Raw genomic sequence first — 14,953 nt, 5'->3', positions numbered from 1 at the left:
TTTTATCAGGTTGTGAGCTTGGTTATGAATCAAATGTCGAGAATTTGCACACTCATCCCATATCTTTCTGATTAGTGGTTATATTTCGGTCAACATTGAGCAAAATCGGACCCTTTACGCGGAAAAGCGAGGTAAATTCCTTTAACCACACAACGCGAAAATGCAGGTTTTAGAGTTATTATCACTGGCACCAGTTCAAGGATGAACCAAAAACAATAGTTAGCGCTTTACAAATTACAGGCACCTGTCTCGATTGCCGCGCCAGTGAACTCTGTCATTGTCCCTTAACTAAGCACATCGAGGTTGTTTGGGTGTAAAACGTTGGAGTATACTGGCGCCCTCTAAAGGACTCAGATTGAATGCAATAAAACCAATTATGACTAAAGCACAAAACGTCGACCCAAGTGAAATTAAGAAATTCGAGGACATGGCTTCTCGATGGTGGGATTTAGAAGGCGAGTTTAAGCCGCTTCATCAAATTAACCCACTTCGTTTGAACTATGTACTTGAAAAAGCAAATGGCTTGTTTGGCAAGCGCGCACTTGATGTCGGCTGTGGTGGTGGCATTCTTGCTGAAAGCATGGCAAAAGAAGGCGCTATTGTGACTGGACTTGATATGGGTAAAGAACCATTAGAAGTCGCGCGACTACATGCATTAGAAACAGGTACTCAACTGACCTACATTCAGAGCACAATAGAAGACCACGCTATAGAAAACGCAGGAACTTACGATGTCGTGACTTGTATGGAGATGCTTGAACACGTTCCAGATCCTCTCTCCGTTATCCGCTCTTGTGCTGCGCTAGTCAAACCCGGTGGTCACGTGTTTTTCTCAACTTTGAACCGAAACATTAAGTCGTACTTATTTGCTATTGTCGGTGCTGAGAAGCTTCTTAAGATTGTTCCTGAAGGCACTCATGAGCACGATAAGTTTATCAAGCCAGCCGAAATGATGAAGATGATAGACCAAACTGACCTGACGGAAATGGGCATTACTGGGCTTCATTACAACCTTCTAAATGATAGCTACAAACTCGGTCGTAATGTAGATGTAAACTACATCGTTCATACTAAAAAATACTGAACGCTATTAAGTTAAAAAATGAGTTTTGTGATTGACATTTTTTAAAGAAAATGAATCGGAAGCGGTAGCACAAAGTTGCCGCTTTTTTTGTCTTTTTATGGCTAAAATTCGTGCTCTAGATTCCATTTTGACCAAGCCATTTTTCGTAGATAAAAACGGCCAAAGATCAAGGAAAATATTTTTGCATGCGGTTATTTCTAAACCGATCTCGAAACCGTACTTTTAACCATTCAAGTCTGCCCTTTTCTCATCGGTTAGTGTTCACTTACTGATTTTTTTCATTTTGTCAGTTATCCACAAGTCATCCCCGATCTGTACCTTGATAAATCAGTGTAATAGCACTATCTTGTAACCCGCAAACAAATGAACCCCTATATGTTGTGTTTAAGCGACAATATATAGATAGACTTTGATCACAAAGCCGCCGCAAGCTTTACTCATATTGCACATAAACAAACAAAAATACGGCTTTTATCAGTTTTCTTAGGGAAATAAAGCAGAATGAACCAACAACTTACCGTCACCAAGCGTGATGGCCGTAAAGAAAGTATCGATCTGGATAAAATCCATCGCGTTATCACTTGGGCTGCAGAAGGTCTAGATAATGTTTCGGTTTCTCAAGTAGAACTTCGCGCTCACATCCAGTTTTACGACGGCATCACAACGACAGATATTCACGAGACAATCATCAAGTCTGCGGCAGACCTGATCTCTGAAGAGACTCCGGATTACCAATACCTAGCTGCTCGCCTAGCGGTATTCCATCTGCGTAAAAAAGCGTATGGCCAATACGAGCCACCAACGCTTTATGATCACGTGTCTCGCCTCGTCGATATGGGTAAGTACGATCAACATATTCTAGAAGACTACACAAAAGCAGAACTCGACGAACTTGATGCGTACCTCGACCATAAACGCGACCTAAACTTCTCATACGCGGCAGTTAAGCAGCTAGAGGGTAAGTACTTCGTACAGAACCGTGTTACGGGCCAAATTTACGAAAGTGCTCAGTTCTTATACATCCTTGTAGCAGCGTGCTTATTTGCGAAATATCCAAAAGCGACGCGTCTTGATTACATCAAACGTTTCTACGATGCGACATCGACATTTAAGATTTCTCTACCTACGCCAATTATGTCTGGCGTGCGTACCCCTACTCGCCAGTTCAGCTCATGTGTTCTGATCGAGTGTGGCGATAGTCTTGATTCTATTAACGCAACAGCAAGCTCAATTGTTCGTTACGTATCTCAGCGCGCTGGTATTGGTATCAACGCAGGTCGTATCCGTGCATTAGGCTCAGAGATTCGCGGTGGTGAAGCATTCCACACTGGTTGTATTCCGTTCTACAAGTACTTCCAAACAGCAGTAAAATGTTGTTCACAAGGTGGTGTACGTGGTGGCGCAGCTACTGTGTTCTACCCAATGTGGCACGGTGAAGCACGCTCACTAATGGTACTTAAGAACAACCGTGGTGTTGAAGAAAACCGTGTTCGTCACATGGACTACGGTGTTCAGTTAAACAAACTGATGTACCAACGTTTAGTTGAAGGCGGCAATATTACGCTATTCTCACCATCTGATGTACCTGGTCTGTACGACGCATTCTTCGAAAACCAAGAAGAGTTTGAGCGTCTATACGTGAAGTACGAGAACGATCCTTCAATCAAGAAAGAAACGGTTAAAGCGATTGAAATGTTCACTCTGCTAATGCAAGAGCGTGCATCAACGGGTCGTATCTACATCCAGAACGTGGACCACTGTAATACTCACAGCCCATTTGATTCTGAAGTTGCTCCAGTTCGTCAGTCGAACCTATGTTTAGAAATCGCACTACCAACGAAACCATTAACTAACGTTGAAGATGACTCAGGCGAGATCGCACTGTGTACGCTTTCTGCATTCAACTTAGGTGCTATCAAGTCTCTAGATGATTTCGAAGAGCTATCCGATCTTGTTGTTCGTGCGTTAGATGCACTGCTTGATTACCAAGATTACCCTCTACCAGCGGCATACAAATCGACTATGAACCGTCGTACGCTAGGTGTTGGTGTGATTAACTTTGCTTACTACTTAGCGAAGAATGGCGTGAAATACTCTGACGGTAGCGCGAACGGCCTAACTCACCGTACGTTCGAAGCAATGCAGTACTACCTATTGAAAGCATCTGTAGCACTGGCGAAAGAACAAGGTAAGTGCCCTTCATTCGACGAGACGAACTACGCGAAAGGCTTACTGCCGATTGATACGTATAAGAAAGATATCGACCTAATTTGTGACGAAGCGCTGCACTACGACTGGGACAGCCTACGTAAAGAAATTATGGAGCACGGCCTACGTAACTCAACACTGACTGCGCTAATGCCTTCTGAGACTTCTTCTCAGATTTCAAACGCAACTAACGGTATTGAGCCACCACGTGGTTACGTTTCAGTAAAAGCTTCGAAAGACGGTATCCTGAAGCAAGTTGTACCAGAGTTCACAGAACTTAAAGACAGCTATGAACTGCTTTGGAATATCGGTTCGAACGACGGTTATCTACACCTTGTGGGTATTATGCAGAAGTTTGTTGACCAAGCTATCTCTGCTAATACTAACTACGACCCGTCACGTTACGAGACTGGCAAGGTTCCAATGAAGAAACTACTTCAAGACCTGCTAACAGCGTATAAGTTTGGTGTGAAAACGCTTTACTACCACAACACTCGTGATGGCGCGAAAGATGAACAGAAAGACGCTGTTCAACCACAAGATGACGATTGTGCTGGCGGCGGTTGTAAGATTTAATCTTCCCGTACCTAGCGAACCCGTAAAGACAGACTATCGATAACCTCCCCCTTACGGGGAGGTTTAAAAGGAATTGAGGCATTATGGCTTACAGTACTTTTAACCAAAAAAAGAATGACCAATTGAAGGAACCAATGTTCCTAGGTCAATCAGTAAACGTTGCACGTTACGACCAACAAAAGTTTGAGATTTTCGAAAAACTTATCGAGAAACAACTTTCTTTCTTCTGGCGTCCAGAAGAAGTAGACGTATCTAGCGACCGTATCGATTACAACAAACTGCCAGATCACGAGAAGCACATCTTCATCTCTAACTTGAAGTACCAAACGCTTCTTGACTCTATCCAAGGCCGCAGCCCTAACGTGGCACTGCTGCCGCTTGTGTCTCTGCCAGAACTAGAGACTTGGATTGAGACTTGGTCTTTCTCTGAAACGATTCACTCTCGTTCTTACACACACATTATTCGTAACATCGTGAACGACCCTGCTGTAGTGTTTGATGATATCGTTGAGAACGAGCACATTCTGAAGCGTGCAAAAGACATCGCGCACTACTACGACGATTTGATTCAAGCGACGAATGATTACCATCGCTACGGTGAAGGTGAGCATGTCCTTAACGGTGAAACGGTTAAGGTTAGTCTGTACGATCTTAAGAAGAAGCTGTACATCTGTCTGATGTCTGTTAACGCATTAGAAGCCATTCGTTTTTACGTAAGTTTCGCATGTTCTTTCGCTTTCGCAGAACGCGAACTAATGGAAGGTAACGCGAAAATCATCAAGCTGATCGCTCGTGACGAAGCACTTCACTTAAACGGCACGCAGCACATGATCAACCTGCTACGTAACGGTCAAGATGACTTCACTTTCATGCAAATCGCAGAAGAGGCAAAACAGGACTGTTTTGACCTATTCAAAGAAGCGGCTGAGCAAGAAAAAGAGTGGGCAGAGTATCTATTCAAAGATGGCTCTATGATCGGTCTAAACAAAGACATCCTAAGCCAATACGTTGAATACATCACAAATATTCGTATGCAAGCGGTAGGTCTACCAGCAGCGTATCCAGAAGCAACAACCAACCCAATTCCATGGATTAACGCTTGGTTGTCTTCAGATAACGTTCAAGTTGCGCCTCAAGAAGCAGAAATCTCTTCTTACCTTGTGGGTCAAATTGACAATGAAGTTCGCGCAGATGACTTCGAAGGATTCGAGCTGTAATGGCAACACTCAAAATCAACAAACTGATCAGCATTGAATCCAACCCTTCCAATACGATTTTGGAAACAATGGAGCAAGCTGGCCTATTACCAGAATACAACTGCCGTGATGGGCACTGCGGCGCCTGTCGCTGCAAATTGGAGTCTGGTGAAGTGGAGTATGTTGGTTTTGCCATGGCTTACACACAAAGTGATGAAATATTACCTTGTATCTGTAAAGCAAAATCAGATTTGTCACTTAGCGGCGTTAACTACGCGATGAAAGAAAAGCAGCGCGCATAACGTTGACTCGACGGTATAAAATGCAAAAGCCAAGGCAATCACCTTGGCTTTTTTGTCTCTGTGTTTTGTCTCTCAGACTACTGTATAGAGCTTTGGTTATAAAGCACTGCTCGGGAGGTGCATCTCTTTAACTTTCTCTAAAAATGCATAATGCGCAAACATCGGTTTACGTTCTAGGTAGCGACGCAACAAGTCTAGAGCTGCCGTGCTGATCACTTTAACTTGATCACTGCGCTGATACTTTTTCGAGAGTTTATATAACGCTCCCCACTCGCCTGACGGTGTCGATAAAGCGACGGAAAAAAAACCCTCTTCAATATGGCCAGTAACGAGTGATAAATCCGTCCCACACTTCTCTCGCGTAGCACCAGCCAGAGCAAACGTTTCTGCTAATGGATCTCCGCTGTTGGCCATCGCTTGAGTCAGGCTCGGTAGTATCCAACCATGCCCTAGTTGCTTTTCAGCGTTTTCATCACCGTTTAGCCAGTACGTTAAGTATCCTCCGCTACTTTTTTCGGAGGTCGACACTGTTAGTCCTTTATCGACCAACAACTGGCCGACATTTTCAACCATAGGTAAATCAATACTAACGGTATTACTCTCAAGGTGTTTATTAATTATCTGTACGAGTTTCAAACGCTGTTCAAGCTGATCTGAAGGACCAAAAAGTTTCACTTCAATAAAAGGCAAGTAAGAGCGATACCCTAGCTCATAGCCTTGAGGAAGTTTTAGCTGATCTAGCTTATCTGAAATACCGGATTCAGATAGACCAAACGTGTAGATTCGACTACAACATGAACCTTGAACATCGGGAAACACTCTTCTCAGATCGGGAAGAATTTGCGTCTCTGCCATGAGCTTAAATTCACTTGGTACACCCGGTGTGAAATAAAAAATGGCATCATTAATCAGCATTTTGAAACCGCAAGCAGTGCCTATCGGGTTGTCCAATATCCCTGCCGTTTCTGGCAGCATTGCTTGCTTTAAATTACTGTCCGGCATAGGGATGCCACGTCGAGCATACAAACTTTCTAGATGCTGCAACCACTCTTTGAATAGCACCAGTTTACAATCGGCGGCTCTCGCGGCGGCGGCAGCACTCATGTCATCCGTTGTAGGGCCTAAACCACCATTAACAATAACCACATCGTTGTTAAAGCTGAGCATTAAAAACTCTTCAACCAAACTCGATAGGCTATCACCAACCGTTGAGCGCTTTGTTAAGCCAAATCCATGTTGATAAAACAGGCTAGACAACCATGCCGCATTAGTATCAACAATATCACCGTGGAGGACTTCCTCACCAGTACTAAGCATTGCTATTTTCACAACTGACTCCTGAACGTAAGCACAATCCTATTTTCGTTATAGCGCTTATTTTTCTTTTTATTTGGACAAATCTCGCCGAGGTTTGTTGGGACTAAATAAGGGTCAAGTGTTTAAATGATTGATGTTTTGAGGGATAATTACGAGCCCGAACATACACCATTAACTCGGAGACCTTTGTGTCAAAATCATCCATGCTCAAGACGACTCTAACAGGCCTTTGCTTGGCTTCGTCAGCGCTTGCACACGCAAGTCGCTATGACCTAAACCGTCATACAGAGTTTTCTTACACACCTGATTGCTTGTCAGGTTACTGCGAAACGACGACTCTGTACACCTTCGAGGCTCAAAATCGCGGTGTTATGTATGAACAGAATAATGATGATTCGCTAAACCTTGACGCAGGGCTTCAGCCTAAACATCTCATCATCCCTCAAGATAAAGACTGGGATTACCTGATGGGTCAAACCTACACCATTCTAGGTCTCAGTATCGCGACCGTAGGCATGATGACTTTTCTTCCAGAAAGTATCACCAAATGGGACGAAGAAGACCGAGACATGAGTAAGTTGGGGCAAAAGTGGAAAGATAATGTCTCTGACGGCCCCGTTTGGGATCGCGATGAACATGTCCTCAACTACATCATGCACCCATATTTTGGCGGCGTTTACTACACGGCAGCACGTCACGCTGGCTATAATGAATTTCAGTCGTTTTTGTACTCCGCAACTATGTCGACGTTCTTTTGGGAGTATGGCGTGGAGGCGTTCGCAGAAGTACCATCTTGGCAGGATATTTTTATCACACCATTCTTTGGTGCTGTTGTTGGTGAAATGATGTTAACGGCTGAGCAAGACATTATTGCCAACGGCGGCGAAGTTATGGGCTCTGAAACCGCAGGTGATGTTTCGCTCTTCTTCTTAAACCCTGTTGGACATATTCATTATTGGGTAACTGATGCATGGGGCGGTAGTGCAGAACTACAATTCAATTCATCACCTTGGTTTGGAAACCAAGATGTTGCAAAATTCGCCATGGACGCAGGCGCAAACTATGACAGTCAATTTTATGGTGTCGAGTTAAAAGTAACGTTCTAATCCTAAGTTGATACTCGGTAAAAAGCAGCCTTACGATGGCTGCTTTTTTGTGCTCTGAACATTATTTTAATTATTTCCATCACGAATTAGTGTTAAAAATTGACTTTCATCAAACATTACCTGCCCTTAGCACCTACACTAAATAAAAGGATTTATTCCAATAACTTAAGTAGCACGTTTATTCGTACTGCGTCCAAACCTTGATTCCAGGAGGGGACATTATGAACACCGTATTTATTGTTAATTTTGTCGGACAAGCGTCACCCGCCACGATTAAAGAGCTCGCTGCAATCACACACGAAAACGGCGGGAAATGGCTGATCAGCAAAGTAAACTTTATCGAAGACCAAGTTGCAGGTGTCATCAAAGTAGAGCTTCCAAGAGAAAATGCCGACATCGTTAAACAGGCGTTCTCTTCTTGTCAGACTCTTGTTGTTAGGTTCGTCGACTCTGAACCTCATTCATATCGTGAAGAGACTATCTTCCAACTTCGTTTAGATGCCAACGATAGAGCGGGTATTGTGAATGAAATTACTCACGTTCTCGATAATCAAGGTATCTCAATTTTAGATATGGATTGTCAGCGTGTATTCATTGCTGGAGGCGGAGGGGTAAGCTCTAGCTTATTCAGCGCTAAAATGGCGATAAAACTACCTAGCGAGCTAGAAATTGAAGACATAGCCAATGAGTTAGAATCTCTGAGTGAAGACACTCGTGTAATTGTAGAAAGCTAACTGCATACCTTTAACGCTTCCCCAATAAAAAGAGCAGCAATTCAGCTGCTCTTTGTCGTTCTAATACTCAATACGTTTTATTTCACTGACCACTGAGACAGTGAACGTTTGAAATCAGAGTAGTCAAATTCATTCAGTTTTTGAATGTCACCATTCGAGCGTTCACAGTAGACCGACGGCATACGTAGACCGTTAAACCAGTTTAGTTTCACCATGGTGTAACCGGCACTATCTAGAATATGCAGACGCTGTCCTATCTCTAGAGGCTGTTCGAAGTTCGCCACGCAGAACTGGTCACCAGCCAAACAAGAGCACGAGCCGATCACATACTCATGTTCACCATTTTCAGATGCTTCAAGGATTGACGCTGGCTCATTGTAGATCAACGTATCTAAGCGGTGAGCTTCTGTGGCCGAATCGACAATCGCCGTCTTCTTTACGTTCTCTACAATATCAACCACTGTTACAACGAGATCAGTGGTCTTAGTAATTATCGCTTCACCCGGCTCTAAATACATTTGTACGCCGTGTTTCTCTGAGAACGCTTTAAGTGCTAACCCCAACTTCTCGATATCGTACCCCGGCCATGTGAAGAACACGCCGCCGCCCATGCTCACCCAGTCCAGCTTATCTAGGTACTCGCCAAACTGATCTGAAATAGCATCGAGTAAGCCGATAAACGCATCTACGTCTTTGTTCTCACAGTTCATGTGGAACATTACGCCATCAATACCATCAAAAATTTCCGGTTTGATGTGATCAGCCTGAACCCCAAGACGAGAGAATTGACGCGCTGGGTTTGCTAAGTCTTGCCCTGCATAGCTCACACCTGGGTTTAGGCGCAAGCCAATCGATGCTTTACCTTCGACAATATGACGATAAGCCGCTAGCTGTAACTGAGAGTTAAAGATCATCTTGTCACAGATGTCCGCCACATCGCGAACGTCATCTTCGCTGTAACCCACACTGTATGCGTGTGTCTCACCACCGAACGTTTCGTAGCCAAGCTTCACTTCAAACGGGCCAGAACTTGTTGTTCCGTCTAGGTAAGGCTTGATGATGTCGAATACACCCCATGTTGAGAAGCACTTCAGTGCTAATACAAGCTTCACACCAGAGATGTCTTTTAGCTGTTTTGCTTTCTCTAGATTCTCAATCAGCTTGTCTTCATTGATCATGAAGTATGGCGTTTTTAGTTCGTTTTGTTGCATTTTGATACCTTACGTCCCTTCGCCTTAGCAAAGACACTATAAAATCGAACAAAGCCGACGCAAGTGCATCGGCTTAAACGTACAAATAAGAGTCGCTAAATTCTTACTTCAATTTATGGATAACAGGTTGTCCTGGCTCCAGTTCTTGAACATGCCAATCTAGACCAATAGATGGCATGGTTTCTAGGAATGGGTCAGGATCTAGCTGCTCCATGTTGAACACGCCTTTGTCTGCCCATTTGCCACGGAAGAACTGCAAAGCAGCAGTGATCGCAGGTACGCCAGTGGTGTATGAGATAGCTTGGTGTTCAACATCTTCGTATGCGACTTCGTGATCAGCGTTGTTGTAAATAAATACACTGCGCTCTTTACCATCTTTTTTACCTTGAACCCAAGTACCGATACACGTTAGGCCAGTGTAGCCTGGTGCGAGAGATGTTGGATCTGGTAGTAGTGCTTTTAGCACGTGCAAAGGTTGAACAACCGTACCGTCGTGAAGCGTTAGTGGATCTGGGCTGAGTAGACCGATGTCGCGCATCACATTGAAGTAGTTTAGGTAACGGTCACCAAAGCCCATCCAGAATTCGATGCGTTTCGCCGGGATGAACTCTTGCATAGATCGAACTTCGTCGTGCGCCATTGAGTACACTTTGTGTGAGCCACAATTCGGGAATTCGAACTCAAGCATACGTGAGTGACAAGGTACTTGTTTCCACTCGCCGTTTTCCCAGTAGAACGAATCGCCTTGAATCTCAAGCATGTTCGTTTCTGGATCAAAGTTAGTTGCGAACTTCTTACCGTGGTCGCCTGCGTTTACATCCATTACGTCGATAGTATCGATTTCATCGAACAGATGCTTCACTGCGTATGCGGCAAACACCGATACTACGCCCGGATCGAAACCAGCACCAAGAATACCTGTAATGCCCGCTTCTTCAAACTTCTCACGGTAGCCCCACTGCCAATCGTAAGCTTGAGGTACTTGTTGGCCTTCAGAGCACAAGTCAACCGCAACAGATGTATCAAGGTATGACACTTTAGCTTGGTAACATGCTTCCATAATAGACATGTTCACCCAAGGAGGACCTGCGTTGATCACTAAGTCAGGTTGTACTTCTTTAATTAAAGCAACTAAAGAATCTACGTCGTCCGCGTTTACCGCTCGCGCTTCTAATTTCTTAGTTGAATCTTTCAGATTGTTTTTCTTCTGAATCGATTCGATGATTTTCTCACACTTACCTACGGTACGTGATGCGATTGTGATATCACCCAGAACGTCGTTGTTTTGTGCTGCTTTATGTGCAACTACCCAGCCAACGCCGCCTGCACCAATCTGTAGAATTGCCATAGTTTTCCGTTACCTTTGTTAAACTAGCTCTGCCGCTAGCGTATTGATTTTTGAGAGCAAAGATTCAAAGTCCGCCGTCGTCAGACACGGGTTCAAAATCGTAAATTTCAATGCAGTTTTATCGTCGACAATGGTTTCACCCAATACCGCGATACCGCGTGTTAACGCTTCTAAGCGCAACGTTTTGTTCAGTTCATCAAGATCCGCTGATTCATGTGTCGCTCGGAACAGAACCGTAGATAGTGATGGTTCAGCCAACAACTCAAAGTGTTTGTTATCTCGAATCATGTCCGCCACTTCAAGCGTCTGTTCAAGCAAATGATCATACATATCGCCTAGTGCTTTTGGCCCTACGCTTTGCATCGTCATAAACACTTTGAGCGCATCAAAACGCTTAGTTGTCGCAATAGACTTATCCACCAAGTTCGGTAGTTCGTCGTGTTCGCGGTTCAAGTAGTCTGCATGGTGAAGCAGGAATTTAAAGTTAGACTTGTCGTTTACCAATAGCGCACCACAACTGATGGTTTGGTAAAACAGCTTATGGAAGTCTACGCTGATGGAATGTGCACGCTCACAACCTTTCAGACGTGTTTTTTGGCTACTTAGAATCAGAGCTCCACCGTATGCACCGTCGACGTGCATCCACATGTCATGTTTCGCTGCCATATCGGCGATAAAGTCTAAGTCATCAATAGCACCGTGATCCGTTGTACCCGCTGTGCCAACAATGGCAAATGGGATTAAACCTTCTGCTTTGGCCTGATTGAGAACTTCGTCTAACTTAGTGACATCCATCGTTCCATCGGCATTAGCATCGACGGTCATGACCGCTTTTTCACCCAATCCCATCCAAGACGCTGATTTTTGAACCGTGAAGTGGGATTTTTTCGAACATACAATACGTAGCTTGTCTGCGTATTCAGGAAGGCCAAGCTTTTGAATTGAGTGTGCACTGAGTTTGTCAGCAATCCAATCTCGCGCAAGCATCAAACCCATTTGGTTACTTTGCGTGCCGCCGCTCGTGAAGATACCGTCCGCTTTTGCACCTAACTCATATTTATCGCATAGCCAGTTCACAACTTTCTGTTCAACATAAGTCGCTGATGAAGCTTGATCCCATGAGTCCATCGACTGGTTCAAAGCCGCAATCATTGCCTCTGCCGCGATCGCTGGCATCAACGGTGGAGTATGTAGGTGAGCAATACAATCTGGATGTTGAGTAAAAATTGCGTTTTTCGCGACCAGCTCAGCAGCATCGTCGATAACGGATTTAAGAGGTGCATTTCCATTATCAAGATCAACGTCGTGAATCGCTGCTTCCAATGCTTTTGGATCCATACCTGAATACGGTGCAGTCACTTGTTCAAACACTGACTTCATTGCCGTAGTAGTGTGATTCATCACCGAAGCAAATTCATTGCTGCCCATCTCTCCAGTGTGGATGAAATGCTTCTTCCATTCATCTTGTGGCTGAGTTTCGATGTGACTACCGCCAGCGGCTAAAATCGCGTCTTCAAATACACGTAAAACAAAGTCGATTTGCTCAAACGAGATGATAAGAGGAGGAAGGAAACGAATTACTGCGCCTTCGCGTCCACCTTTCTCAACGATCAAGCCACGCTCGAGTGCTGCGCGTTGAATGGAAAGTGTGAGTTCACTATCCGCTTGAGGTTCACCAAATTTATTGAGCTCACCTTCTGGATTTTTAATCTCCACGCCTAGCATCAAACCTTTGCCACGAACCTCTGCGATACAGTTCACACGCTTTTGAATACTTTCAAGGCCGTAGCGCAAGTACTGACCCGCAATATTGGCATGCTCAACAAGATTATCACGCTGGATAATTTCTAATGCTTTCGCACCAGAGACCATGGCTAACTGGTTACCACGAAATGTACCTGTGTGCTCGCCCGGCTTCCATGTATCATGTTGCTTGTTGATAACCAATAGCGACATTGGTAATCCACCGCCAATTGCTTTTGATAAACACAGAATATCTGGAACAATGCCCGACTCTTCGAACGCGAAATTGTAGCCAGTTTTACCAACACCACACTGGATCTCATCGAAGATCAGTAAGATACCGTGTTCATCACAAATACGACGTAACTCTCGTAGCCAGAATGCTGGCGCAGGAACAACACCACCCTCACCTTGCACTGGCTCCACGATAATCGCGGCAGGCTTCATAATGCCTGACTCATCATCGTTTAAAAGACGATCGATATAGCGAATACTTGCTTTTGCACCTTCATCACCGCCAAGCCCAAAAGGACAACGCAGGTTGTATGGGAAAGGCATAAAGTGCACATCCGACATCAAACCAGTTCGACGAGCTTTGGTGCCTAAGTTACCCATCATCCCCATCGTACCATTAGTCATACCATGGTATGCGCCACGGAAGGCAAACATAGTGTTGCGACCGGTAGTCTGTTTCGCGAGCTTGATAGCAGCTTCAACCGCATCAGCTCCAGACGGGCCACAAAATTGGATAACGCTGTTCTCGCTTAACTCTTGAGGAAGAAAAGACTTAACAGATTGAATAAACGTCGTTTTTGCTGATGTTGCAATATCTAGCGTCTGATATGGCAGTCCTGAATCTAATTGCTCTTTCAGAGCTTGGTTTATTTCAGGATGGTTATACCCCAAAGCTAGAGTGCCTGCCCCCGCAAGGCAGTCTAGAAAGATCTGTCCACGCGTATCTTCAACCAAGCACCCAAAGGCTTGTTTAATTGCGATCGGCAAACGACGTGGATAAGAACGTACTTCAGATTCATGCTCAGCCTGATCAATCAATACTTGATCTGGCGTTAAGTCATACGTTCCCTCAACGATAGGAACCTGAGACGAAAAAATGTTTGCGATATTGCTATCGACTTCAAAGGCAGTGCTCATACTACATAATCCCTTGAATTATAATAATTCTGTATCCTGTATTAATAATCATTAGAATGAAATTACAGGAGGTGTGAATACCCCTCCGCATTTGTCAGTGCATAAATGACAAATACAGATCATCCGCCACGATACTCGCGACTTTATATGTAAAAGGGATTAATCAAGGTTCTGTAATGCACCCGTTTTGTAAAACAGGACATTTCGGCAGTATGAAGCTGATTAGTGTGTGTTTATTCAAAGGTTTCAATGTTGGGTTTCCCATTAATATGCCGCGTTTACAGCATTAGTATCCCGTCTATCGACAAAAGGCTTTGCCGATACCTACCCTACGCAGTGTCACAATCAGCTTGAATGGTCACTACGCGTATCCCCCAGAGATCAAACGTTGTTAATTACGCTCCGAGATTGCGCGCGAATTTATCACAAAATAAAATCTTCTGGCAACGATTTTTCATATTAGTAACAGTGATGTAAATCACAACAAAACATACCCCATCGCAACTCGCATGTTCATATTCATGATCTATGCTTTTCTGCTTCTCTCAAACACCTGTTATTTAAACAAATATTCTTGAGATATCATCACCTCATCTAAACAGAGATGTAAGGTTGTGCTGCTTAATCGTAAAACATTCCTTTCTATATCCGGAACATTTAAAAAGATAGCATTCTCGTCACAGCTTTGCCTGGAGTAAGAGTGGTTATTCACCACAAGTGATGGTTTAGACATAGACTAGTAGGAATAGCTAAGATGTTTTGCAATGGCAGAATTAACAATCACTTGAGTCAATGAGACAAAGGGTTCGCTACTTAACGAAGTCTGTGACAGAAAAGAAGTTTGAGATTTTCAAAAAAATACGAAAAAGGCCTAACATTTTCATGTTAGGCCTTAAATCTGGAGCGACACACGAGGTTCGAACTCGTGACCTCAACCTTGGCAAGGTTGCGCTCTACCAACTGAGCTAGTGTCGCA

10 protein-coding genes and 1 tRNA gene are annotated in these 14,953 nt (G+C 44.1%); 6 read left to right on the top strand and 5 right to left on the bottom strand.

Annotated features, from left to right (window positions below; genetic code table 11):
* The first annotated feature begins 376 nt into the window (after positions 1-376).
* The 4 genes from ubiG to yfaE all read left to right on the top strand — a co-directional run bounded on the left by ubiG (position 377) and on the right by yfaE (position 5,366).
* Positions 377-1,084 carry a bifunctional 2-polyprenyl-6-hydroxyphenol methylase/3-demethylubiquinol 3-O-methyltransferase UbiG gene (gene ubiG, locus R7040_RS17660; protein ID WP_054577035.1) on the top strand — a complete coding sequence of 236 codons (708 nt, stop codon included), beginning with the start codon at positions 377-379 and terminating at the stop codon, positions 1,082-1,084.
* A gap of 501 nt (positions 1,085-1,585) precedes the next feature.
* Positions 1,586-3,868 carry a class 1a ribonucleoside-diphosphate reductase subunit alpha gene (gene nrdA, locus R7040_RS17655; RefSeq protein ID WP_005376819.1) on the top strand — a complete coding sequence of 761 codons (2,283 nt, stop codon included), beginning with the start codon at positions 1,586-1,588 and terminating at the stop codon, positions 3,866-3,868.
* 83 nt (positions 3,869-3,951) lie between these two features.
* Positions 3,952-5,085 (top strand): class Ia ribonucleoside-diphosphate reductase subunit beta, encoded by a 1,134-nt coding sequence (gene nrdB, locus R7040_RS17650; RefSeq protein WP_005376818.1) that lies wholly within the window; start codon positions 3,952-3,954, stop codon positions 5,083-5,085.
* Positions 5,085-5,366 carry a class I ribonucleotide reductase maintenance protein YfaE gene (gene yfaE / locus R7040_RS17645; RefSeq protein WP_005376817.1) on the top strand — a complete coding sequence of 94 codons (282 nt, stop codon included), beginning with the start codon at positions 5,085-5,087 and terminating at the stop codon, positions 5,364-5,366. The genes nrdB and yfaE overlap by 1 nt, the downstream gene beginning before the upstream one ends.
* Positions 5,367-5,462: 96 nt before the next feature.
* Here yfaE and R7040_RS17640 read toward each other — a convergent pair whose 3' ends face one another.
* Positions 5,463-6,695, bottom strand: coding sequence for a CinA family nicotinamide mononucleotide deamidase-related protein (locus R7040_RS17640; RefSeq protein WP_213913655.1), 1,233 nt, complete (start codon positions 6,693-6,695; stop codon positions 5,463-5,465).
* Between the two features lie 191 nt (positions 6,696-6,886).
* Between R7040_RS17640 and R7040_RS17635 the strand changes: the two genes are divergently transcribed.
* Together R7040_RS17635 and R7040_RS17630 are read left to right on the top strand one after the other, a co-directional pair.
* A complete protein-coding gene (locus tag R7040_RS17635) occupies positions 6,887-7,789 on the top strand; it encodes a DUF3943 domain-containing protein (RefSeq protein WP_064354132.1) in 903 nt (300 codons plus the stop codon).
* A gap of 221 nt (positions 7,790-8,010) precedes the next feature.
* Positions 8,011-8,523: a glycine cleavage system protein R gene (locus R7040_RS17630; RefSeq protein WP_064354133.1), complete on the top strand. Its 513-nt coding sequence runs from the start codon at positions 8,011-8,013 to the stop codon at positions 8,521-8,523.
* 77 nt (positions 8,524-8,600) lie between these two features.
* Here R7040_RS17630 and nspC read toward each other — a convergent pair whose 3' ends face one another.
* The 4 genes from nspC to R7040_RS17610 form a co-directional block, all read right to left on the bottom strand.
* Complete coding sequence (nspC, locus tag R7040_RS17625) at positions 8,601-9,734, bottom strand: carboxynorspermidine decarboxylase (protein WP_318096916.1); 1,134 nt, start codon at positions 9,732-9,734, stop codon at positions 8,601-8,603.
* 103 nt (positions 9,735-9,837) lie between these two features.
* Entirely contained in the window at positions 9,838-11,082 is a 1,245-nt protein-coding gene (locus tag R7040_RS17620) for a carboxynorspermidine synthase (RefSeq protein ID WP_012841628.1), read from the bottom strand.
* 18 nt (positions 11,083-11,100) lie between these two features.
* On the bottom strand, positions 11,101-13,977 hold the full coding sequence (locus R7040_RS17615) for a pyridoxal phosphate-dependent class III aminotransferase (RefSeq protein ID WP_318081372.1): 2,877 nt from the start codon (positions 13,975-13,977) through the stop codon (positions 11,101-11,103).
* An 899-nt stretch (positions 13,978-14,876) separates the two neighbouring features.
* Positions 14,877-14,952 (bottom strand) — tRNA-Gly (locus R7040_RS17610).
* Between the last annotated feature and the right edge of the window lies 1 nt (position 14,953).

It is taken from the genome of Vibrio sp. 1069, assembly GCF_033340555.1.
This window is presented reverse-complemented; position numbering and strand designations above follow the sequence as displayed.